The following is a 22,001-nucleotide window of genomic DNA, read 5'->3' as shown; positions in this document are numbered from 1 at the left end:
CGGGGAGCGCCCTGGGACGGGGGGAGTGGGCTGCGGCATTGACGGGAAGCAGCCCGCCAACGCCGATGGAACAGATGCCGACGGCCCGCTCGATGGCGTGCCGGGCGCTTTACTCCGCCGCCTCGCGCAGCGCGCGCGGCAGGTTGAAGGCGATGGTCTCCTCTGCCGTGCGCACGGTCTCGACGGTCACGTCGTGGCGTTCGGCGAAGGCGGCGATGATCTCCTCCACCAGAATTTCCGGGGCGGAGGCGCCGGCGGTGATGCCGAGGCGCGACAGGGCGGGCAGGTCATCCCAGGGAATGTCGGTGGCGCGCTGGACGAGAATCGAGACCGGGCAGCCGGCCCGTTCGGCGACCTCGCGCAGACGCTGCGAGTTGGACGAATTCGGCGCGCCGACGACGATCATGGCATCGACGCGCGGAGCGATTTCCTTCACCGCTTCCTGACGGTTCGTCGTGGCGTAGCAGATGTCGTCCTTGTGCGGGGCGACGATGTCGGGGAAACGCTCGCCGAGCACCGCGACGATGGCCCGGGTGTCGTCGACGGACAGCGTCGTCTGGGTGATCCAGGCAAGCGGGCGGTCGCCGGCGGGCGTGAAGGCGCGGGCGTCCTCCACCGTTTCCACCAGGCGCACGGCGCCATCGGGCAACTGGCCCATCGTGCCGATCACCTCCGGGTGTCCTGCGTGACCGATCAGCACGATCTCGCGGCCGCGCCGGTGATGCAGTTCGGCTTCCTTGTGGACCTTGGAAACCAGCGGGCAGGTGGCGTCGAGATAGAACATGTTGCGCGCCTGCGCGTCCGCCGGCACCGACTTCGGCACGCCATGAGCGGAAAACACCACCGGCCGGTCTTCCTCGCCCGCCGGAATCTCGCCGAGTTCCTCGATGAAGACCGCGCCTTTCTTGCGCAAGCCGTCGACGACGAAGCGGTTGTGGACGATCTCGTGGCGCACGTAGACCGGCGCGCCGAAGCGGGCGAGCGCCAGTTCGACGATCTGCACCGCCCGGTCGACGCCGGCGCAAAAGCCGCGCGGCGCGCACAGGAGCACGGAAAGCGGCGGCAGTCCGCCTGCCTTGCCGTTTGGTTCGCCATCCAGGGTCGAAGCCATGAGGTGTCCTTCCAAAGTCGCCGTCCGCTCAGCCCCGGCGCCCGTCCTTGCGGGCAATAGAGGGAGCGTGACCGGCGCTGTCAAGGTCGTCGCCCCGGGCGGAAGCCTCTATGGCTCGCCAAGCCGGTGAGGCCCTGATATAGACGGGCGCTGAACCTGGAACGAAAAGCATCGGGATTGAAGGGCATGGATCACGCCGACTGGATGCGCCTGCCGGGCGCGGTTGCCGCGCTGACGGTTTCCCTGGCGCTCGCCGGCTGCGGCAGCGGCATCGGCGACATGGGCAACGATGTCGCAAAGACGGTGATCTCGGGCAACGCCGCCGACAAGTCGGCGGTGGATTCGATCGATCCGTCGATCTTCGAGCGCGATGTGCCGTGCCCGCCGGTCTCGGTGGAAGATGGTCGCTACATCGTCATGCGGTACAAGCGCGGCAGCGACAATGATCCGCGCGCGCTGATCTATCAGGCGAATCTGGAGAAGTGGGCGCGCAAGTGCCGGCGCGAGGCGGATGGCGTCAAGATGACCCTTGGCGTTTCCGGTCGCATCACCCCGGGCCCGGCCTGGCAAGGCGGCGAGATCCTGCTGCCGTTGCGCGTGACCCTGATCGACACGCAGGACGACTCGAAGACGGGGCGCAAGCCCAAGCCTCAGGTCTACAGCGTCCCGGTGACGCTCGGCGCCGGTGCCCCGGCGGAGCAGTGGGCGCTGGTCGAGGAGAATTTCGTCGTTCCCCAGGATCGTTCGATCAAGGTGGAAATAGCTCTGGACGAAAGCGGAAAACGCCGGCAATAGCGGGCGCGCGGTTGACAGTCCGACATGGCCTGTCGACAATGCGACATTCTCCGGTGAACGCCCCTGGCGGGCAGTCACCGGGAGATGTTGGAGTTTTTTGGCGGCGTTGACGTTGTGCGCCGCAGGCCGGAGAGCAGGGTTCGGGAAGCCGGAGCCGTGTGTCCGGTGAAGACGATACGCGGGAGAGGTCGGCGCCACGGGCGCCGGCGCCGAAGGAGCAACCGCCCCGGAAACTCTCAGGCAAAAGGACCGCGGATCGAGCAACGCTCTGGAAAGCAGCCCGGACGGGTCGTGGCCTTGGCCTCGACGCGACCGGTCTCACCGAAGGAGTAACCGCCGGGATCGGCGTCGGCCATCGGGCCTTCGCGCGGGCGGGAAATCTCTCAGGTCGTCAGGACAGAGGGGGTGCGTGGCCGGGTGAAAACCCGCGTTCGCGTCACCGACCCTCGAGTTCAGGACGACACGATGAGCGATGCTGCATCCGATAGCCTTCTTTCCACGCCCCTTCTTTCCACGCCCCTGACCGATCTGCACCGGGAGCTCGGCGCGCGTCTCGTGCCCTTCGCCGGCTACGAGATGCCGGTCCAGTTCCCAACCGGCATCCTCACCGAGCATACGCACACCCGCGAGAAAGCCGGCCTGTTCGACGTCTCGCATATGGGGCAGGCCTGGCTTGTCGGTCCGGACCACGAGACCACGGCGCGCGCCCTGGAGACCATGGTTCCCTCCGATGTCGTCGGCCTGAAGCCCGGTCGCCAGCGCTACACGGTGCTGCTCAATGCCGAGGGTGGCATTGTCGACGACCTGATGGTGGCGCGTCCGCTTGGCGAGGAGAACGACGGCCGCCTCTATCTCGTCGTCAACGCTTCGCGCAAGCATGTCGATTATCCGATGATCGAGGCCGGCCTGCCCGATGGGGTTCGGCTGGAGAAGATCGATGACAGGGCGCTCATCGCGCTGCAGGGGCCGCTTGCCGCCGATGTGATGAAGGCGCATGCGCCGGCGGCGGCGACGCTGTCGTTCATGGGTGTCGCCGAGATGGAGTTTGACGGCATCAAGGTGCACGTCTCGCGCTCTGGCTACACGGGCGAGGATGGCTACGAGATCTCGCTCCCCGCGGGCGCGGCCGAGCCCATTGCCCGCGCCTTGCTCGCCGACGAGCGCGTCGCCCCCATCGGCCTTGGCGCCCGCGACAGCCTGCGCCTCGAGGCGGGGCTTTGCCTCTATGGCCATGATCTCGACGAGACGACCTCGCCGATCGAAGGCGCCATCCCCTTCGTGCTGCAGAAGCGGCGTAAGGAGGCGGCCGATTTCCCCGCCGCCACGCGCATTCTCAAGGAGCTTGCCGAGGGGGCCGCGCGCGTTCGCGTCGGTTTCACGCTGGAAGGGCGCGCTCCCGCGCGCGAGGGCGCCGAGGTGCGTTCGGCTTCCGGCGAGCCCATCGGCACGGTGACCTCGGGCGGTTTTGCCCCGACCCTCGGCGCGCCCATCGCCATGGGTTATGTCGCCGCCGCACATGCCGAGGTCGGCACGCCGGTCAAGCTGGTCGTGCGCGGCCGCGAGCTGGAGGCGAAGGTTGCGGCCATGCCGTTCGTTCCGCAGCGCTACTATCGCAAGCCGTCGGCCTGACGGCGGCACCCGATCCAGAAGCATCGCCGGGAAAAACCCCGGCTCTTCCAGAGGACTGAATCAGATGAGCACCCGTTTCACCGAAGACCACGAGTGGATCACCGTTTCCGGCGACGTCGCCACTGTCGGCATCACCGATTACGCGCAGAGCCAGCTTGGCGATGTGGTCTTCGTCGAGCTTCCCGATGTCGGCCGCAAGCTCGCCAAGGGCGACGAGGCCGCCGTGGTCGAGAGCGTCAAGGCCGCGTCCGAGGTCTACGCCCCGCTCGATGGCGAGGTCGTTGAGGTCAACGCGGCGCTTGCCGATGCTCCGGGCACGGTCAACGAGGACCCTGAAGGCGGCGCCTGGTTCGTCCGGATCAAGCTTGCCGACGCCTCTCAGCTCGAGAGCCTGATGGACGAGGCCGCCTACAAGGCTCACGTCGAGGGGCTCTGATCATGGCCGGGCACATTCACACCGCCGAGGTCGTCTGGACCTGCAAGGGCGAGGATTTCTCGAAGGGAAAATACTCGCGCGGGCATGTCTGGCGCTTCGACGGCGGCGTCGAAGTGCCCGCCTCCGCCTCTCCGGCCGTGGTGCCGCTGCCCCATTCGGTGGCGGAGGCCGTCGATCCGGAGGAGGCGTTTATCGCCGCGATCTCGTCCTGCCACATGATGACCTTTCTCGATCTTGCCCGCCGCGACCGTTTCGTCATCGCGGCCTATGAGGACAAGGCCGAGGCCGTCATGGAGCGGATCGCCCCCGGGCGCATGGGCATCACCCGGGTGACGCTGCGCCCGGTGATCACCTTCCGCTCCGCGATCATGCCCGATGCGGCGAAGATCGAGGAACTCCACCGTCTGGCGCACGAGATGTGCTTCATCGCCAATTCGGTCAGATGCGAGATCGTCGTGGACACCGTGCCGCCGCGCCTGACCGCCCCCGAATAACGCACCCGACCCGCCTGAAAGGGAATCCGCTCCCGATGCGCTACCTTCCGCTTTCCGATGCCGACCGTGCCGACATGATGGCGCGCGTCGGGGTCTCTGACATCAACGAGATCTTCGTCGACATCCCCGAAAAGGCTCGCCTCGAAGGGCTGATCGACCTGCCGCTGCACAAGGGCGAGGCCGCTGTCGAGCGCGACCTTTCGCGCATGGCGGCTAAAAATGTCGCCGCCTCCGACGTGCCGTTCTTCGTCGGCGCCGGTGCCTACAAGCACCATGTGCCAGCGAGCGTCGATCACCTGATCCAGCGTTCCGAGTTCCTCACCTCCTACACGCCCTATCAGCCCGAGGTGACGCAAGGCACGCTGCAGTACTTGTTCGAGTTCCAGACACAGGTCGCCGCGCTCACTGGCATGGAGGTGGCAAACGCCTCCATGTACGACGGCTCCACCGGCACCGCCGAGGCGGTGCTGATGGCCCATCGTGTCACCCGGCGGAACAAGGCAGTCCTTTCCGGCGGCCTGCATCCGCAGTACCGCGAGGTTGTCGAGGGTCTCTCCGCCATGGCCGGCGACAGCACCCAGGCGCTTCCTGCTGACCCGAAGGGTACCGAGGACATTCTGGCCTCGATCGATGACGAGACCTCCTGCGTCGTCGTCCAGTCGCCATCCTTCTACGGGCATCTGATCGACCTCGCGCCGATCGCCGAGAAGGCGCACGCCCATGGCGCGCTGCTGATCGCCGTCTTCACCGAGGTCGTCTCGCTCGGCCTGATCGAGCCGGCGGGCGCCCAGGGTGCCGACATCGTCGTCGGCGAGGGCCAGTCCATCGGCAACGGCCTCACTTTCGGCGGGCCTTACGTCGGTCTCTTCGCCACCAGGCAGAAATACATTCGCCAGATGCCGGGCAGGCTGTGCGGCGAGACGGTCGACGCCAACGGCAAGCGCGGTTTCGTGCTGACGCTGTCGACCCGTGAGCAGCACATCCGCCGCGACAAGGCGACGTCGAACATCTGCACCAACTCGGGGCTCTGCTGCCTCGCCTTCACCATCCACATGACACTTCTCGGCGGCAACGGCCTGGCGAAGCTCGCCAGGATCAACCACGCCAACGCGGTGAAGCTGAAGGCAGGTCTCGAGAGCGTGCCGGGCGTCTCGGTGCTGAACGACACGTTCTTCAACGAGTTCACCGTGAAGCTGTCGAAGCCGGCGGCCGGCGTGGTCGAGAAGCTGGCTGAAAAGGGCGTTCTCGGCGGCGTGCCGGTCTCGCGCCTGGAGCCGGGCGCGTCCGATCTTGCCGACCTGCTGATCGTTGCCTCGAGCGAGGTGAATTCCGACGAGGATCGCGACGCCTTCGTCGCCGCGCTGAAGGAGGTGCTGGCATGAGCATGAACACGCAAGGCCGCCCGTCCGCCCCGGCCGAAATGGCGGATCCGCGCGCCATCCACGAGACCTTTACCGGCAACCGGGCGCTTGCCATGGAAGAGCCGTTGCTCTTCGAGAGCGGGCGCATGGACGTTTGCGGCGTCGATCTCGAGGAGCCGGATGATTTTGCCCCGGCGCTCGGCGCGCTTGCCCGCAAGGCAACGCCCGACCTGCCGGCGCTCACCGAGCCGGAGACCATGCGCCACTACGTGCGCCTGTCGTCCAAGAACTACGCCATCGACGCGGGCCTCTATCCGCTCGGCTCCTGCACGATGAAGCACAATCCGCGTCTCAACGAGAAGATGGCGCGGCTGCCGGGCTTCGGCGACATTCACCCGCTGCAGCCGCTGTCCACGGTTCCCGGCGCGATCGACCTGATCGCCGAACTCGGTCACTGGCTCGTCACCATGACCGGCATGAGCGCGGTTGCGATGAGCCCCAAGGCCGGCGCCCATGGCGAGCTGTGCGGCATGATGGCGATCAAGGCGGCGCACAAGGCGGCCGGACGCGATCCCAAGATCGTGCTGGTGCCCGAATCGGCCCATGGCACCAATCCGGCGACCGCCGCCCTTCTCGGCTACAAGGTCGTCTCCATCGAGGCGCGCGAGGACGGGACGGTCGATACCGCCGCTGTTCAGGCGCGGATCGCGGAGCATGAGGGCGATATCGCCGGCATCATGCTGACCAACCCGAACACCTGTGGGCTGTTCGAGCGCGACATCATCGCGATTGCCGAGGCGGTCCATGCCGCCAACGGCTATTTCTACTGCGACGGGGCCAACTTCAACGCCATCGTCGGCAAGGCGCGCCCGGGCGATCTCGGCGTCGACGCCATGCACATCAACCTGCACAAGACCTTCTCCACGCCCCATGGCGGCGGCGGTCCGGGTGCGGGTCCCGTGGTGCTCTCCGACAGGCTCGCGGCCTTCGCGCCGCTGCCGTTCCTGCGCAAGGAAGAGGGCGGCAGCGTCTGGGTCGAGACCGTGGCGGACCTGAAGGACGGCGAACAGCCCTTTGGACGGATGACCGCCTTCCACGGGCAGATGGGCATGTATGTGCGCGCGCTCGCCTACATGAAGAGCCATGGCGCCGACGGTCTGCGCCAGGCGTCCGAGGATGCGGTGCTGAACGCCAACTACGTGCGTGTCGGCCTCGAGGACCTCATGAGCCTGCCGTTCGGGTCACGCTGGTGCATGCACGAGGTGCTCTTCGACGACAGCTTCCTCAAGGACACGGGCGTGACCACCCTCGATTTCGCCAAGGCGATGATCGATGAGGGCTATCACCCGATGACCATGTATTTCCCGCTGGTCGTTCATGGCGCGATGCTGATCGAGCCGACGGAATCGGAGAGCCGCGCGGCGCTCGACCTGTTCGTGGCGACGATGCGCGATCTCGTCATGAGCGCGCAGAAGGGCGTGACCGAGCGCTTCAAGGGAGCGCCGTTCTTTGCTCCGCGCGGAAGGCTCGACGAGACCCGCGCGGCGCGCAACCCGGTGCTCAAGTGGCAGCGGCCGGAGCCGCGCAAGGTCGCGCCGCAGGCCGCCGAATAGGCCTTCGGGATCGACAGCAACAGGAGGACGCCCGGCCATCGTGCCGGGCGTTTTCATATGTGCAGGCCACTTCGCACTTGCCGGTGAAGAGAAACATGATATGTCATAATGACATCTTGTATGTCGTTTCAGGTGTCTCATGAAGGCCGATGTCGAAAGCCTCTATGCGCTTCTCCAGCAGGTGCGTCCGCTTCACCGCAGGGTGGCGCGCTCCGTTGCCGCCCACCTTGAGGGTACGGGCCTGGGGACCGGCGCGCGCGCCGTTCTCTCGGTTCTCTCGGTTCTCTCGTGCGAGGGCGCGATGAGCGTTCCGCAGATCGGCCGCACGCTGTTCCTGCCGCGTCAGAACGTGCAGAAGTGGGTGGACGAACTCCTGGCTCGCGGCCTTGTCGAGCGGCGCGCCAACCCGGCGCACCGGCGCTCCTGGCTGATCGCCCTGACGGTGCAAGGCAAGGAGCTCTTCGCCGCGATCCGCGAGCGCGAGGACGGCTTTGCCGCAGCCCTGGCGGGGCGGCTCGACGCTGCGGACGTGGACACCGCCCGGCGCGTGCTCTCGGCCTGTCTCGACCATTTCACAGCCTTCGAGGACGACCCTGATCGTCCTCGCCCTCTCGCCTGACCCTCGCAAGCGCAGGAAATTGTCATGTGGTTCTCGGTTCTTGCCGTCGCTTTCCTCGTCATGTGCGCGCTGGGGGCCTGGTTCATCGCCACCGTGCGCCGGATCGCGCGGCCGACGACTGGCGCTCCCATCGCCGCGGACGCTGCGGGCGAGGCGCTTCTGGTCATCGACATGCAGGAGGACTTCACCCGCTCGGAGGGTCCCCATGCCTATGGCGAGGAGCGCCGGAACCGGGCTGTGGTGAGGATCAACGAGCTTGTGTCGAAGGCAAGGAGTGCGGGGCAGGCGGTTGTCTACATCCGCCAGCAGCACAAGGGCTGGGCGATCCGGCTTGCCGCCGACATGCTGCTCGGCGGGGCGGGCAACCCGGGGCGACCGGGCGCGCGGCTTGACCGCGATGTCGATGCGGCCGGATTCCCGGATTTGCTGAAGCACGTCGGAGATGCCTTCTCCAACCCGGAGCTGGATCGTCTCCTGCGACAGGAGAACGTCGGACTCCTTCGTCTCACGGGCCTGGATCTCGCCCATTGCGTCACCAGCACCGCGCTTGGCGCCCGCAACCGCGGCTATGGGGTCGTCATCGATCTTGACGGTTCGCTCGCCGCCGACGAGAAGGCATGGGCCCGCCAGCAACAGCGGCTTGCCGCCGCCGGCGTCGCCACTTGCCGGCAGGGCGAGGAGCCCCATCTTGCCGGGCAGTCAAGTGACGCGGGAAAGAGTGAATGACCGATACGGACCTCGACACGCGAGCCGGCTTGCCCGGCGAGCTGCGCTTTCTACTCGAGCAACATCCGCGTGGCGTCTGGGAAACACACGAGAACCTCGGCGGCCTGATGCGCTTCTGGCTGTCGCGGCACGACGGCTTCCGCACGCTGGGCGGCACCCTTGAACGCATCATCGCCGACTTTCGCGAGGAGCGCCTGGAAGCGGGCAATCTTGGCGCGCTTCTGGCGCCGAGGCTCCAGCAGTTCCTTGGCGAGCTGCATCACCATCACATGATCGAGGACCACCATTACTTTCCGGTCTTCGCCGCTGCCGAGCCGCGTCTTGCGGCCGGCTTCGACCTTTTGGAGGGCGACCACGAGGCGATCCACGAGCGCATCGCAAGTCTCGCGCAAAGCGCCAACGTGCTGCTGCGTGACCTGCACGGCGCCGACGCGGACCGGGTGCGGCGCTCCGCCGATGCATATGCGCTCGAAAGCGGCCGGCTCGTCACCGGCTTGATGCGGCACCTGGAGGATGAGGAGGATCTGATCGTGCCGCTGGTCCTTGAGCGTGGCGAGGACGATCTCGGCGTCGGCTGAGCCGCTTGCGGCGCGTCGCCGCGCACGAGAACCGCCCCCGCCCGGTTGTCCGGGGGAGGCGGTCTGCTCGCGCGGGGAAGCGATGCAGTGCTCGAGGTCAGTCGCCCTTGGGTCTCAGGCGGCCGAAAGCCGTGTCGCGCGGAACTGGGCGCGCAGGTTGTCGATAGGCTGGCGCTTGCCGGCGTTCTCGACGTGCCAATAAGTCCATCCGTTGCAGGATTCCTGACCCTGCACAAGCGCTCCGACCTTGTGGATCGATCCGCTGTGCTGGCCGCAGACGAGCGAGCCGTCGGCACGCACCCGCGCCTCGTGCCGGCCCTTGGCGCAGGTCAGCCTGTCACCGGGCGACAGCAGGCCGACCTCGATCAGGTTGCCAAAGGGAACGCGGGGGGCAGCGCGCTTGCCCTGGCTGACGCCGAGCGCCTCCATGTCGATCGGCTCGACGCTGTCGATGCGCTTGCGGGCGGCGTCGATGTATTCCTGTTCGCGTTCCACGCCGACGAAATGGCGGCCGAGCTTCTTTGCCACGGCACCCGTCGTGCCGGTGCCGAAGAAGGGGTCGAGCACCACGTCGCCGGGATTGGAGGAGGCGAGCAGGACCCGGTAGAGCAGGGACTCCGGCTTTTGCGTCGGATGCACCTTCTGGCCACCGTCATCCTTCAGGCGTTCGGAGCCCGTGCAGATCGGCAGGTGCCAGTCCGAGCGCATCTGAAGATCGTCGTTGAACGTCTTCAGCGCCTCGTAGTTGAAGGTGTATTTCGCATCCTTCGACTTTGACGCCCAGATCATCGTCTCGTGGGCGTTGGTCAGACGCTTGCCGCGGAAGTTTGGCATCGGATTCGACTTCAGCCACACCACATCGTTGAGGATCCAGAAGCCGAGATCCTGCAGGATCGAGCCGACCCGGAAGATGTTGTGGTAGGAGCCGATGACCCACAGGCCGCCGTCCGGCTTCAGCACCCGCCGCACGGCCATCAGCCACGCACGGGTGAAGGCGTCATAGGCCTCGAAGCTGTCGAATTGATCCCAGTGATCGTCGCAGGCATCGACCCGCGAATGATCGGGGCGGTGCAGCTCGCCACCGAGCTGCAGATTGTAGGGCGGGTCGGCGAACACGAGGTCCACGGACTGCCTGGGCAGGCGCTCGAGCGCGGCGACGCAATCCCCCTTGAGGATCGAGTCGAGCCACTCGGCGTTGGCGTTTGACGCCTCGGGAAGGCGGGGTGCCACGAGGGGCACCCCTTTACGCTGTACACTCATTGCGACGCAGAACCTCACGCAATTACGAGCATCATGGTTACCGGTCTTGGTAAATCGCTGGTTAAGGCGCTTTGGTAAAAATCTTTTTTGAATCAAGGTATTGTTTACAATTGTGACGGTTCCGCGCGAAGCTGCTTCGCTTTCTTAACGCGCTGTCGGGCGATGGCTTGCCTCCCTGCCGGCACTATCTACCGGCCTCGCTTCGATTTTCCGCGCCCCGCGCCATCGACCGTTGCAAATTGCATGTAAACAAAGGCGGAAACGGTTAACGGCGGCGTGCGGATATCGACCGCCGGAGCGGGGCGGAGAACGATGAAAAATCTTTCTGCCGCCTTACGGAACTCCCATAGTCCGGTGATGGTTGGAAACGAAAACAGCAAGCAACGGAGGCAAGCGGCCATGACGCGAGGTGCGGGACCGAACGAAACGGGAGCGGGAAGCGGCGGCGGCGGCGATGTTCGCGGGGCTGTCGCGGCTGGAACGCCCGTCGTGCATGAGTTGCCGCGCGCCGATTTCGTCGCCTTCGACGATGCGGGGGAGGCGGTCGAGCGGCTGAAGGAATTGTTCGAGACCGCCACCGCATTCCTGCGCGAGGCCTTTCGCGCCTTCGTCGCGGGCGAGCTGCCGGAGGGGCGGGTGCGCGCCTGCTACCCGGAGATCCGCCTGCGCACCAGGTCCCATTCGCGCCTCGACAGCCGCCTCTCCTATGGCTTCGTCTCCGGTCCGGGACTGCATTCGACGACGATCACCCGGCCGGATCTCTTTTGCGAGTACCTCAAGGAGCAGATCGAGCTGCTTTTGCGCAACCACGAGGTGCCGGTGGAAGTCGGTGCCGGCGATACGCCGATACCGCTGCATTTCGCCTTCTATGACGGCACCCATGTGGAGGGGGTGGCCGATGCGCTGCACCGCCCGCTCGCCGACGTCTTCGACCTCCCGGACCTGTCGGTGCTCGACGATGCCATCGTCAACGGCACCTTCGAGCCGGCGCCGGGCGCGGCCCGTCCGCTGGCTCCCTTCACCGCGCCGCGCGTCGACTACTCGCTGCACCGTCTCCAGCACTACACGGCAACGGGGGCGGAGCATTTCCAGAACTTCGTGATCTTGACCAACTACCAGTTCTACATGGACGAGTTCTGCCGGATCGCCGCCGACCTTCTGGCCGATCCGCAAAGCGGCTACTCCCGTTTCGTCGAGCCCGGAAACGTGATCACCGAAGCGGGCTCTGGAGGGCGCCCGAGCGGCGAGCTGCCCGCCCGCCTGCCGCAGATGCCGGCCTATCATCTCGTGCGACCGGACCATTCCGGCATCACCATGATCAACATCGGCGTCGGTCCTTCCAACGCCAAGACGATCACCGACCACATGGCGGTGCTGCGTCCTCATGCCTGGCTGATGCTTGGCCATTGCGCGGGCTTGAGGAACAGTCAGAAGCTCGGCGATTACGTTCTCGCCCACGGCTATGTACGTGAGGATCATGTGCTCGACGCGGACCTGCCCAACTGGGTGCCCATCCCTCCGCTTGCCGAGGTGCAGGTGGCGCTTGAGGGCGCGGTGGAGGAGGTGACCGGCTGCGGGGGCTACGAGTTGAAGCGGGTGATGCGCACAGGCACGGTCGCCTCCATCGACAACCGCAACTGGGAGCTTCGCGACCACCGCGAACCGGTGCAGCGTTTCTCGCAGTCGCGCGCCATCGCGCTCGACATGGAATCCGCGACCATCGCCGCCAACGGCTTCCGCTTCCGCGTGCCTTATGGAACGCTGCTTTGCGTCTCGGACAAGCCGCTGCACGGCGAACTGAAGCTGCCCGGCATGGCGACCGATTTCTACAAGCGCCAGGTCGCCCAGCATCTCAGGATCGGCATTGCCGCCATGGAAAAGCTGCGCTCGATGCCCCGCGAGCGGCTGCACTCGAGGAAGCTGCGCTCCTTCGCCGAGACGGCCTTCCAGTAGCCGACCGTCCGCCGGAGCTCAGCGAAAGGCCGGGCCGTGGCACCAGCAGGTGAGCGAGTGACGGCGGCCGCGCGTCACCGGCGCGACACGGTGGAGCATGAAGGAGGCGAAGAGCGTGGCATCGCCGAGGCCGCGGTCCGATGTGTGGATCGCTCCGCCGAGGTTGATCTGCAGCTCGCCGCCCGCGTAGCCCTCCGCCTCGCTCAACTGCACGACGACCGTGAGCTTGCGCCGGCGCGCGATGGGCCCGTCGCCGATGTCTGAATGCCAGTCGTAGTGGCCGGCGTCGCTCTCGTCGTAGGAGGCGACTTGCAGGCGCTCGCCGAAATCCGTGATGTCGAAGTCGAAATGCTCTCGGTTGGCGCGCGCGACGGTGGCGACCACCCGCTCCATCACCCAGGCGGCGCTGCCGGTGTCGTCGAGCCAGGCGATCTCGGCGCGTCGGATGTTGTGGTGGTGCAATCCGCCGACGAGACCGCCGGAAGCGGCCTGGGCCTGCTCCGCCAGCCGGATGACTTCGGTGGCTTCCCTAAGGGAAAAAACAGCGGGAATGGAATGCGTGAACATTGGCCGAAGTCTCCGCAACGGCGAAAAGATGCGGGTCTATGCGGCAGTTCCCGTGAAAACGCAACGGATTTGACGAGGGGGGCGGGCGATGTTGCGTTGCGCGGTTCAGGCCGCCTGGCCGGCGCGGCCGGCGTCCACCGCCTTGCGCATCACGGTGGGCAGCGCCTCGCCGTCGATCTCGCCGGGTTCGGACCACCACCAGCCGTCGGGCGCGGGTGCCGTCATCGGTGCGTCGGCGCGCCAGATGGCGAGTTCCAGATGAAAATGGGTGAAGGTGTGGCGCACGTCGCCGGTCCGGCGTCGCCAGTCCAGCGAGAGGCGGGCGAGGTCCTCCGGCATCCCCGCAAGGTCGTCCATCGCAGCCGTCTCGCCCCACGCGCTGACCGGCGGTTCGCTCATCCCGCCGAGCAGTCCCTTCGGCGGACGCCGGCGCATCAGCACCGCCCCGTCGGCGCGCACGGCGACGAACGCCATGCCGCGCCGCGTCGGCTTGGCCGCCTTGGGGGCCTTTCGCGGCAGCGTCTCGGCGATGCCGGCAAGCCGAGCGGCGCAGGGATCGGTCCAGGGGCAGAGCGCGCAGGCGGGCTTGCGCGGGCTGCACAGCGTCGCGCCAAGGTCCATCATCGCCTGGGCGAAATCCCCGGGACGCGCTTCCGGCACCAGATCCGCGGTCGCGGCCCGGATTTCGGGTTTCGCCGCCGGCAGGGGCGTCTCGATCAGGCGGAGCCGGGAAATCACCCGTTCCACATTGCCGTCGACCACGGCAGCCGGACGGTCGAAGGCGATCGCGGCAATGGCGGCGGCCGTATAGGGGCCGATGCCGGGAAGCGCGCGCAGGCCTTCCTCGGTCCGGGGAAAGCGGCCGGCGAGCTCGCTGGCGATGGCCTCGGCGCAGGCCTTGAGGTTGCGGGCGCGGGAGTAGTAGCCAAGTCCGGCCCAGGCTTTCATCACCTCCGCCTCGTCGGCGGCGGCGAGATCCTCGACGCTCGGCCAGCGGGCAAGAAACCTCGCGAAATAGGGGCCGACCGCCTGCACTGTGGTTTGCTGGAGCATGATTTCCGAAAGCCACACCCGATAGGGATCGGGGGCTATGCCGCGCGCCCGGTCCTTCGGCGACACCCGCCAGGGCAGGGCGCGGGCGTGCCGATCGTACCAGCGGAGAAGGTCGTCGGCGAGAGAGGGTGTCGCGGTCGGCATCGGGTCGGCGGTTTCCTTGCGGCGGGCGGGCTTGGCACCGGCAAGCAGGATCGGGCTGCGGCGGGCGATTTCAAGGGGCGGCGGGCGCAGTCCTGTGGCAAAGCTGTGGACGGGGCAGGGATGACCTGCCGAAAGCTCTGGAGTGGCTGAAAACCGCGACGCGTGGCCCATGCGACTCGGACGAAGTGTCGTTAAATCGACTCAATTACGGAGTCGACTGAACCTATGAGTGATTCGCACAAGACGATGGCCGCCGGCGGCGCACAGCAGGGCTCGAGCCTGCGCTGGGTTACCCGTGCGCGCCCGATTGGCGATCTCATCGGCAAGGCGCTTGAGAAGTCCTGCCGCCGCAGGGGGTTCGCCGCCGCCGATCTCGTCGTTGACTGGCCGGATATCGTCGGCGAGCGCTACGCCGGGCGGGTCCAGCCGCTCAGGGTCGACTGGCCGCGCGTGCCCGAGGGGGCCGTCGATGGCGAGCAGAAGCCGGCGACGCTCGTCGTGCAGACCGATGGCGCGACGGCATTGCTGCTCACCCATGAAGTGCCCCAGGTGATCGAGCGCATCAACGGCTTCTTCGGCTGGGCGGCGATCGGGCGTATCCGCATCCTCCAGCGCCCGCTGACGCCGCCCAAGCGCACGCCGCCGAAGAAGCCGCGTCCGTTGACCGCCGAGGAGGAGCGCGAGCTGGAGGCGAAGCTTGCCGCCGTGCGGGGCACCCGCCTTGGCGAGGCGCTGGAAAAGCTTGGCCGCGCGGTGATCGCCAAGACCCGATAGGGTGCGATCACGCGCTGCTCGCGATCTTGTGAGCGGCGCTTAAAGCGGACAATCGCCCCGTTCCAAATGACGCCATATTCTCCTTGTCGGTTGACCGGAACGGCAAAGGCGATAAGAAGCCGGACGACGCCGCTGAAACCTCGATCAATGGGAGCCTTCCCCGTGAGCCTCAATCGCCGCCAGTTTATTCTCCGTTCCACCGCCCTCATGGCCGCAACAGGCCTGGCGCTGAACGCGCTTCCGGCGTGGGCCCAGGAGGTCGACGTCGACAAGCTGATGGAACCGGGCTTGCTGCCCGAAAATTCCATGGGTCCGGAAGACGCAAAGCTCACCATCGTCGAGTATGCCTCGATGACCTGCGGCCATTGCGCCCATTTCCACAAGACCACCTATCCGCATCTCAAGAAGGAATACATCGACACCGGCAAGGTGCGGTTCGTCTTCCGCGAGTTCCCGCTCGATCCGGTCGCAGCCGGCGCCTTCATGCTGGCGCGCTCGGTGCCCAGGGACAAGTATTTCGACGTCATCGACATCATGTTCGAGCAGCAGCGCACCTGGGCGTTCACCGACGACCCCTACAATGCGATGCTGAAGCTGGCGCAGCAGATCGGCTTCACCAAGGAGAGCTTCGAGAAGACGCTGTCCGACCAGAAGCTGCTAGAGGGCATCGAGGCCAACCGCGAGCGCGCGTCGAAGGAGTTCGGCGTCAACGCGACGCCGACCTTCTTCTTCAACGGCAACAAGGTCAGCGGCGCGCTGACGGTTGCGCAACTCGACGAGGAAGTTGCAAAGTACCTCTGACGGCCGGGGCCTTCCCGCGCCAGACTGATGAACCATTCGCCGCCCGGACAACGCGCAGGTCCCGGGCGGCTTTCGGCTTTGTTGGATGAGGCAAGGGGTTGCGGCCGCCATGGAGGCTTTGGGGCAATGATGGCTGAACGGACGGACCTTGTGGTCTCCCGGCCGGATTGTGCCCGCGCCTTTGCCGTGGTGGCGCCAACGCGCATGGCGCGGGTCGCGCGGCCATGAAGTTCTCCAAACTCCGCGTTCTCGGGTTCAAGTCTTTCGTCGAGCCGATGGAATTCATCATCGGTGACGGCCTGACGGGTGTTGTCGGGCCGAACGGATGCGGCAAGTCCAATCTTGTCGAAGCCCTGCGCTGGGTGATGGGGGAAAACTCCTACAAGAACATGCGTGCGTCCGGCATGGACGACGTCATCTTCTCCGGCAGCCTCAACCGGCCGGCGCGCAACACCGCCGAGGTGACGCTGTTTCTGGACAATTCCGACCGCACCGCGCCGGCCGGCTTCAACGATGCCGAGGTGCTCGAGGTGACCCGCCGCATCGAGCGCGAGTCCGGCTCCAACTACAAGATCAATGCTCGCGACGTGCGTGCCCGCGACGTCCAGCTCCTCTTTGCCGACGCCTCTACCGGCGCGCGCTCGCCCGCCCTCGTGCGTCAGGGCCAGATCGGCGAGCTCATTGCCGCCAAGCCGACCTCGCGCCGCCAGATCCTCGAGGAGGCGGCCGGCATTTCCGGCCTTCATTCCCGCCGCCACGAGGCGGAGCTGCGTCTGCGTGCCGCCGAGCAGAACCTCGAGCGGCTGGAGGATGTGCTCGTCCAGATCGACGGCCAGGTCGACAGCCTGCGCCGGCAGGCGCGTCAGGCGGGGCGCTTCCGCAATCTCTCAGCCGAGATCCGTTCCGCCGAGGCCGCGCTCTACTATCTGCGCTGGCTCGATTGCCGCGACCGGCTGGCGGAAGCCGAGCGGGAGTTTTCCGAGGCCGAGGCGGGCGTGCGGGAGGCCGCGACCGTGCAGGGCGATGCGGCCCGTGCTCAGGCGATTGCCGCCCTCAAGGTGCCGGAAACGCGCGACGCGGCCGCTGCCGCCGGTGCGGTTCTGCAGCGCCTTGTCATCGCCCGCAACGAGCTTGATGGCGAGGAGCGGCGTGTACGCGAGCGGCTCGAGGATCTCGGTCGCCGGCTTCAGCAGTTGCATCAGGACGTCGCCCGCGAGGAAGAGCTGCTCGCCGACAACGACGGACACCTGGCGATTCTCGCCGAAGAGGAAGAGGAGCTGCGCGGCGAGGCGATGGCCGAGGAGGACCGTGCCGAAGAGATTGCGGTGCGCGTCGACGAGGCCGAGACCGTGGTCGCTGCCGCCGAGGAGCGCTTGTCCGCGCTCACCCAGGAGCAGGCCGGGGTTCTGGCGCGACGCCAGCAACTCGCCGATGCCTTCGAGACGGCGCGCCAGCGATCAGACAAGCTCGCGCGCCAGCACGAAAGCGCGCGGTCCGACCTTGCGGGACTTGAAGCTGAAGTCGAGGACGCGCCGGATCTCGAAGCCGGGCGCGAGGCGCTGCTGGCGGCCGAGGAAACTCTGTCCGAGGCGGAGGAGCGTGTGCTCGAGGCGGAGGAGCGCACGGCCGCGTCTCGCGCCCGAATGGAGGCCGCGCGCGGCCCGCTCGGCGAGGCGGAGGCCCAGGCGTCGCGGCTGGAGACGGAGGCGCGCACGCTTGCCGAGGTGCTTGGCGAGGGCCAGCAGGGCGATTTACCGGCCATCGTCGAGGCGATGTCGGCCCGTCCGGGGTATGAGACCGCGCTTGGCGCGGCGCTGGGCGAGGATCTTGACGCGCCGCTCGGCGGCGATGCGCCGCTTCGCTGGACAGAGCCCGCCGAAGAGACTGTCGGGGCCGCCGATCCGGCGCTTCCCGCCGGAGTGGAGCCGCTGGCTGGCTTCGTCGATGCGCCGCGTGCGCTTGCCCGCCGGCTGGCGCAGATCGGCGTGGCGGAGGCGGCGGACGGCGCGCGGCTGGCCAGGCACCTGGCGCCCGGGCAGCGGCTTGTCAGTCTGGATGGCGCCCTGTGGCGCTGGGACGGTTTCGTGGTTGCCGCCGACGCGCCAACGCCGGCGGCCCAGAGGCTGGCCCGCAAGAACCGGCTTGCGGCTCTCGATGGTGAGATTGCGCTGGCGCGGGAGCGGCTCGAGGAGCAGCGCGCCGCCTTTTCGGAACTTGGCGACACGGTTCGGCGCGCCGCGGAAGACGAGCAGACGGCGCGCCAGAAGATCAGGGAGCTGCGCGGCGCGGCCGAGGCCGAGCGCCAGCGGGTGATCCGGCTGGAGCGTGCCCATGCGGAGGCCGAGGCGCGGCTTGCGTCCCTGCGCGATGCCCTGGAGCGCATCGAGGCGGATCTGGAGGAGGCTCGCGCCGCGTCTGAGGAAGCCGGCGAGGCGATGCGCGAGATCGGCGAGGACGCGGGGCTTGCCCGCGCCATCGAGGAGGCCCGTGCCGCTGTGGTCGAGGCGCGTGCGGCGCTGTCGCGCGAGCGCGCGAGCGCCGAGGGACTGGCGCGCGAGGGTGAGATGCGCCGCCGCCGCATGGAAGCAATCTCCCGCGAGCGCGCCGCCTGGAGCCAGCGCACCGCCGGCGCCCGCCAGCAGGTGCAGGTGCTGCGCGAGCGCATGGAGGCGGCCGAGGAAGAGCGTGCCGAGCTGATCGAGGCACCCGACGACATCGACTACAAGCGCCGCACGCTGCTCACCGAGATCGCGAAGGCGGAGGAGGCGCGGCGCGCCGCCGACGATGCGCTGGCGCGCGCCGAGGCTTTCCAGCGCGACGCCGACATGGCCGCCCAGGCAGGCCTTTCGGCGCTGACGGATGCACGCGAACGACGCATCCGAGCCGAGGAGCGCCTGCGGGCGGCGACCCAGCGCAAGGGCGAGATCGAGGCGCTGATCGATGAGGCGCTGGAGGTGGCGGTCGCCGCGCTTCCCGGTCTTGCCGGGCTGAAGGAAGGAGCGCCGCTGCCCGAACCGGAGGCGATCGAGCGCCGCGTGGACCGGCTCAAGGCCGAGCGCGAGCGGCTGGGCGGTGTGAACCTGCGGGCGGAGGACGAACTGCGCGAGATCGAGGAGCAGCGCGGCACGCTCACCGGCGAGCGCGACGACCTGATCGAGGCGATCAAACGCCTGCGCGGGGCGATCTCCAACATCAACAGGGAGGCGCGCGAGCGTCTTCTCAAAGCCTTCGAAACGGTGAACGCTCACTTCCAGCGGCTGTTCACCCATCTTTTCGGCGGCGGCACGGCGGAACTGCAACTCGTCGACGCCGAGGACCCGCTCGACGCCGGGCTGGAGATCATCGCCCGCCCGCCAGGCAAGAAGCCCCAGACCATGACGTTGCTGTCGGGTGGCGAGCAGGCGCTCACGGCGATGGCGCTGATCTTCGCCGTCTTCCTGACCAATCCGGCGCCGATCTGCGTGCTCGACGAGGTCGACGCTCCGCTCGACGACGCCAACGTCGAGCGCTATTGCGACCTGCTGGAGGAGATGACGCGCTCAACCGCCACGCGCTTTGTCGTCATCACCCACAACCCGATCACCATGGCGCGGATGAACCGGCTTTTCGGCGTGACGATGGCCGAGCGCGGGGTCTCGCAGCTCGTCTCCGTCGACCTCGACACGGCGGAGCGATTCCTCGAAGCCGTGTAGGGGCGAGGCGTCGCGCGCCGCCGTGACCGCGGCATTTGTGCGGAGGCGCCTCCAAAAGCCTGTGAGTAACGGCGTTTCCATTTTATTTTCAGCAACTTGACATGTTCTGATGCCTCCTTGACAGGGCCGGGGGTGCCGACTATGGTGCGCCCGGCTTTCAAGGGCAGGCGGGCATTTGGCCGGCTCCAGTCTGGGAAGGGGACGCAAGCATAATGTCTCCGGAAGAGAACGGACCGGGCGAGGGGGATCGCGGGTTTACGGAAGCCGAACTGTCCGAGCGAAAGAGCCGGCTGATGCGGGCGCTCGAGGAACGGCAGGAGGTGGCGGAAGCGTCGCTTCGCAAGTCGTCTTCATCGGGTGCGGGTCAGGGGTACGCTCAGGCAATGAAGCTGTCGACGGAGTTCGTCGCCGGCATCGTCGTCGGAGCGGGTCTTGGCTGGTTGTTCGACGCAGGACTGGGGACAAGTCCCTGGGGGCTGATCGTCTTCCTGCTGCTGGGCTTCGCTGCTGGCGTGCTGAATGTGCTGAGATCCGTCGGAATGGTGTCGGATCCGGTTGACAAGGCGCGCAACGGACGGAAATGAACCAGTTCACGACGCGAAAGCGTTCAATGCGACCGCTAAAGAGGGGCTGACCCGGTGGCGAACGATCCGATCCATCAGTTCCAGATCACCAAGCTTGTTCCGATCGAGGTCGGCGGCCTCGATCTGTCCTTTACGAACTCCGCCCTCTTCATGGTTGTGACCGTTGCGGTCGTCTCCATGGGGCTGATCCTGTCGACGAGCGGACGCGGTCTCGTTCCGAGCCGTTGGCAGTCGATCGCCGAGATGGGCTACGAGTTCGTTGCCGGTACCTTGCGAAGCTCGGCCGGCAACGAGGGTATGCGCTTCTTCCCGCTGGTGTTTTCGCTCTTCGTCTTCGTCCTGACGGCGAACATGCTCGGGATGTTCCCCTATTTCTTCACGGTCACCAGCCACATCATCGTCACCTTCGCGCTGGCGCTGGTGGTGATCGGTACCGTGACCATCTACGGCTTCGCCCGGCATGGCGTGAAGTTCCTCAAGCTGTTCGCACCTGACGGCGTTCCCGCGGCAATGATCCCGCTGGTGACGCCGATCGAGATCATCTCCTTCCTGTCGCGCCCCGTCAGCCTGTCGGTTCGTCTGTTCGCCAACATGCTGGCCGGTCACATCACGCTGAAGGTGTTTGCCGGCTTCGTGGTCTCGCTCGGCGCAGCGGAAGGTTTCGGTCTCCTCGGTCCCGCATCGGCGATCCTGCCTCTGCTGATGACCGTGGCGCTGACCGGTCTGGAGTTCCTCGTCGCCTTCTTGCAGGCGTACGTGTTCACGGTTCTGACTTGCATGTACCTCAACGATGCGCTGCATCCGAGCCACTAAGAGTCAGTCTGGTTCGACCGCGCAATGAGGCGCGGTCGCCCTTGTCGTCGCTGAAATTACCCCATCTAAGGAGCAAGTGTCATGGAAGCTGAAGCAGCAAAGTACATTGGTGCCGGTCTCGCATGTCTCGGCATGGGCGGCGCCGCCCTCGGCCTTGGCAACATCTTCGGCAACTATCTGTCCGGCGCGCTGCGCAACCCGTCTGCGTCCGACAGCCAGTTCGGTCGTCTCATCCTCGGCTTCGCCGTGACCGAGGCGCTCGGCATTTTCTCGCTGCTCGTCGCTCTTCTCCTGCTGTTCGCCGTCTAAGATCGCGACACGCGTCAGCGACGCAAACTTTCCAGCCGGGCGCGCAGCCGCGCCCGGCTGGCGCACCGCGCAAGGCGCGGTGTTTGCATGGCTGCGGCATTGGAGATGAACATGGCCACGACCGGCGCCGAGACCCACAGCGAAGTCAATACCCACGCTGTTATCGAGATCCCGGCCGACGAGCATTCGGTCGGCACCTTTCCGCCTTTTGACGGCTCGACCTTCGCGTCTCAGCTGCTCTGGCTGGCGATCACCTTCGGTGTTCTCTACTGGATCATGAGCAAGGTGGCGCTGCCCCGGCTCAGCGGCATCCTCGAGGACCGCCGCGATCGCATCGCGGGCGACGTCGCCGAGGCGAACCGCCTCAACGAGGAGAGCAACGCCGCCATCGCCGCCTACGAGCAGGCGCTCGCCGAGGCACGCGACAAGGCGCACAAGATCGCCCAGGAGACGCGCGACAAGCTCAAGACCGAGGTCGACAGCCGCCGTCACCAGACCGAGGAAGATCTTGCCGGGAAGCTGGCTGCCGCAGAGCAGCACATTGCCGAGATCAAGACCTCCGCGCTCGCCAGCGTCGGCGAAATCGCGACCGAGACGACTTCCGCTCTCGTCGAGACGCTGATCGGAAAGGCGCCGACGGAGAAGGAACTTAACACCGCCGTCGACGCGGCGATGAAGTGAGGACGCGC

Annotated in this window: 21 protein-coding genes and 1 riboswitch; of the genes, 17 read left to right on the top strand and 4 right to left on the bottom strand. The window is 66.9% G+C overall.

All coding sequences use genetic code 11. From position 1 onward, the window contains the following. Positions 1-109: 109 nt before the first annotated feature. The gene (gene ispH / locus ACSLUQ_RS11440; protein WP_417772405.1) at positions 110-1,111 is read right to left on the bottom strand and encodes a 4-hydroxy-3-methylbut-2-enyl diphosphate reductase; all 1,002 of its coding nucleotides are present in this window, start codon (positions 1,109-1,111) and stop codon (positions 110-112) included. Positions 1,112-1,297: 186 nt separating this feature from the next. On the opposite strand from ispH, the gene ACSLUQ_RS11435 reads away from it, so the two are divergent. From ACSLUQ_RS11435 to ACSLUQ_RS11395, 9 genes are all read left to right on the top strand, one after another. After that, positions 1,298-1,906, top strand: coding sequence for a hypothetical protein (locus ACSLUQ_RS11435; RefSeq protein WP_417772406.1), 609 nt, complete (start codon positions 1,298-1,300; stop codon positions 1,904-1,906). Between the two features lie 169 nt (positions 1,907-2,075). Then, a riboswitch (glycine riboswitch) is annotated at positions 2,076-2,168 on the top strand. Positions 2,169-2,371: 203 nt separating this feature from the next. After that, the gene (gene gcvT / locus ACSLUQ_RS11430; protein WP_461808607.1) at positions 2,372-3,535 is read left to right on the top strand and encodes a glycine cleavage system aminomethyltransferase GcvT; all 1,164 of its coding nucleotides are present in this window, start codon (positions 2,372-2,374) and stop codon (positions 3,533-3,535) included. A 64-nt stretch (positions 3,536-3,599) separates the two neighbouring features. Further along, positions 3,600-3,971 carry a glycine cleavage system protein GcvH gene (gene gcvH / locus ACSLUQ_RS11425; protein ID WP_417772408.1) on the top strand — a complete coding sequence of 124 codons (372 nt, stop codon included), beginning with the start codon at positions 3,600-3,602 and terminating at the stop codon, positions 3,969-3,971. A 2-nt stretch (positions 3,972-3,973) separates the two neighbouring features. Further along, positions 3,974-4,465: an OsmC family protein gene (locus ACSLUQ_RS11420; protein ID WP_417772409.1), complete on the top strand. Its 492-nt coding sequence runs from the start codon at positions 3,974-3,976 to the stop codon at positions 4,463-4,465. A gap of 35 nt (positions 4,466-4,500) precedes the next feature. Beyond that, positions 4,501-5,847 (top strand): aminomethyl-transferring glycine dehydrogenase subunit GcvPA, encoded by a 1,347-nt coding sequence (gene gcvPA, locus ACSLUQ_RS11415; RefSeq protein WP_461808606.1) that lies wholly within the window; start codon positions 4,501-4,503, stop codon positions 5,845-5,847. Next, positions 5,844-7,439: an aminomethyl-transferring glycine dehydrogenase subunit GcvPB gene (gene gcvPB, locus ACSLUQ_RS11410; RefSeq protein ID WP_461808605.1), complete on the top strand. Its 1,596-nt coding sequence runs from the start codon at positions 5,844-5,846 to the stop codon at positions 7,437-7,439. The genes gcvPA and gcvPB overlap by 4 nt, the downstream gene beginning before the upstream one ends. A 139-nt stretch (positions 7,440-7,578) precedes the next feature. Beyond that, a complete protein-coding gene (locus tag ACSLUQ_RS11405; RefSeq protein WP_461808604.1) occupies positions 7,579-8,058 on the top strand; it encodes a MarR family winged helix-turn-helix transcriptional regulator in 480 nt (159 codons plus the stop codon). Positions 8,059-8,082: 24 nt separating this feature from the next. Next, positions 8,083-8,784, top strand: a complete 702-nt coding sequence (locus ACSLUQ_RS11400) for a cysteine hydrolase family protein (RefSeq protein WP_461808603.1) — start codon at positions 8,083-8,085, stop codon at positions 8,782-8,784. Then, positions 8,781-9,362, top strand: a complete 582-nt coding sequence (locus tag ACSLUQ_RS11395; protein ID WP_461808602.1) for a hemerythrin domain-containing protein — start codon at positions 8,781-8,783, stop codon at positions 9,360-9,362. Before ACSLUQ_RS11400 ends, ACSLUQ_RS11395 begins: the two co-directional genes overlap by 4 nt. A 114-nt stretch (positions 9,363-9,476) precedes the next feature. On the opposite strand, the gene ACSLUQ_RS11390 is transcribed toward ACSLUQ_RS11395, so the two are convergent. Beyond that, positions 9,477-10,622 (bottom strand): DNA methyltransferase, encoded by a 1,146-nt coding sequence (locus ACSLUQ_RS11390; protein ID WP_461808601.1) that lies wholly within the window; start codon positions 10,620-10,622, stop codon positions 9,477-9,479. Between the two features lie 399 nt (positions 10,623-11,021). Between ACSLUQ_RS11390 and ACSLUQ_RS11385 the strand changes: the two genes are divergently transcribed. Continuing rightward, positions 11,022-12,575: an AMP nucleosidase gene (locus tag ACSLUQ_RS11385; protein WP_461808600.1), complete on the top strand. Its 1,554-nt coding sequence runs from the start codon at positions 11,022-11,024 to the stop codon at positions 12,573-12,575. Between the two features lie 18 nt (positions 12,576-12,593). On the opposite strand, the gene ACSLUQ_RS11380 is transcribed toward ACSLUQ_RS11385, so the two are convergent. Together ACSLUQ_RS11380 and mutY are read right to left on the bottom strand one after the other, a co-directional pair. Further along, complete coding sequence (locus ACSLUQ_RS11380; RefSeq protein ID WP_417772417.1) at positions 12,594-13,142, bottom strand: 2OG-Fe(II) oxygenase; 549 nt, start codon at positions 13,140-13,142, stop codon at positions 12,594-12,596. Positions 13,143-13,247: 105 nt separating this feature from the next. Then, on the bottom strand, positions 13,248-14,339 hold the full coding sequence (gene mutY, locus ACSLUQ_RS11375) for an A/G-specific adenine glycosylase (protein ID WP_461808599.1): 1,092 nt from the start codon (positions 14,337-14,339) through the stop codon (positions 13,248-13,250). Positions 14,340-14,564: 225 nt separating this feature from the next. On the opposite strand from mutY, the gene ACSLUQ_RS11370 reads away from it, so the two are divergent. The 7 genes from ACSLUQ_RS11370 (at position 14,565) to ACSLUQ_RS11340 (ending at position 21,993) form a co-directional block, all read left to right on the top strand. Beyond that, complete coding sequence (locus ACSLUQ_RS11370; protein ID WP_417772419.1) at positions 14,565-15,113, top strand: DUF721 domain-containing protein; 549 nt, start codon at positions 14,565-14,567, stop codon at positions 15,111-15,113. Between the two features lie 162 nt (positions 15,114-15,275). After that, positions 15,276-15,914: a DsbA family protein gene (locus tag ACSLUQ_RS11365; RefSeq protein WP_461808598.1), complete on the top strand. Its 639-nt coding sequence runs from the start codon at positions 15,276-15,278 to the stop codon at positions 15,912-15,914. 224 nt (positions 15,915-16,138) lie between these two features. Beyond that, positions 16,139-19,606, top strand: coding sequence for a chromosome segregation protein SMC (gene smc, locus ACSLUQ_RS11360; protein WP_461808597.1), 3,468 nt, complete (start codon positions 16,139-16,141; stop codon positions 19,604-19,606). Between the two features lie 212 nt (positions 19,607-19,818). After that, the gene (locus ACSLUQ_RS11355; protein WP_417772422.1) at positions 19,819-20,190 is read left to right on the top strand and encodes an AtpZ/AtpI family protein; all 372 of its coding nucleotides are present in this window, start codon (positions 19,819-19,821) and stop codon (positions 20,188-20,190) included. 54 nt (positions 20,191-20,244) lie between these two features. Beyond that, positions 20,245-21,003, top strand: coding sequence for a F0F1 ATP synthase subunit A (locus tag ACSLUQ_RS11350; protein WP_417772423.1), 759 nt, complete (start codon positions 20,245-20,247; stop codon positions 21,001-21,003). Positions 21,004-21,084: 81 nt separating this feature from the next. Then, complete coding sequence (locus tag ACSLUQ_RS11345) at positions 21,085-21,312, top strand: F0F1 ATP synthase subunit C (protein ID WP_417772424.1); 228 nt, start codon at positions 21,085-21,087, stop codon at positions 21,310-21,312. 87 nt (positions 21,313-21,399) lie between these two features. Then, positions 21,400-21,993: a F0F1 ATP synthase subunit B gene (locus tag ACSLUQ_RS11340; protein WP_417772425.1), complete on the top strand. Its 594-nt coding sequence runs from the start codon at positions 21,400-21,402 to the stop codon at positions 21,991-21,993. Positions 21,994-22,001 lie beyond the last annotated feature (8 nt).

Source organism: Stappia sp. ICDLI1TA098 (assembly GCF_054880955.1).
This window is presented reverse-complemented; position numbering and strand designations above follow the sequence as displayed.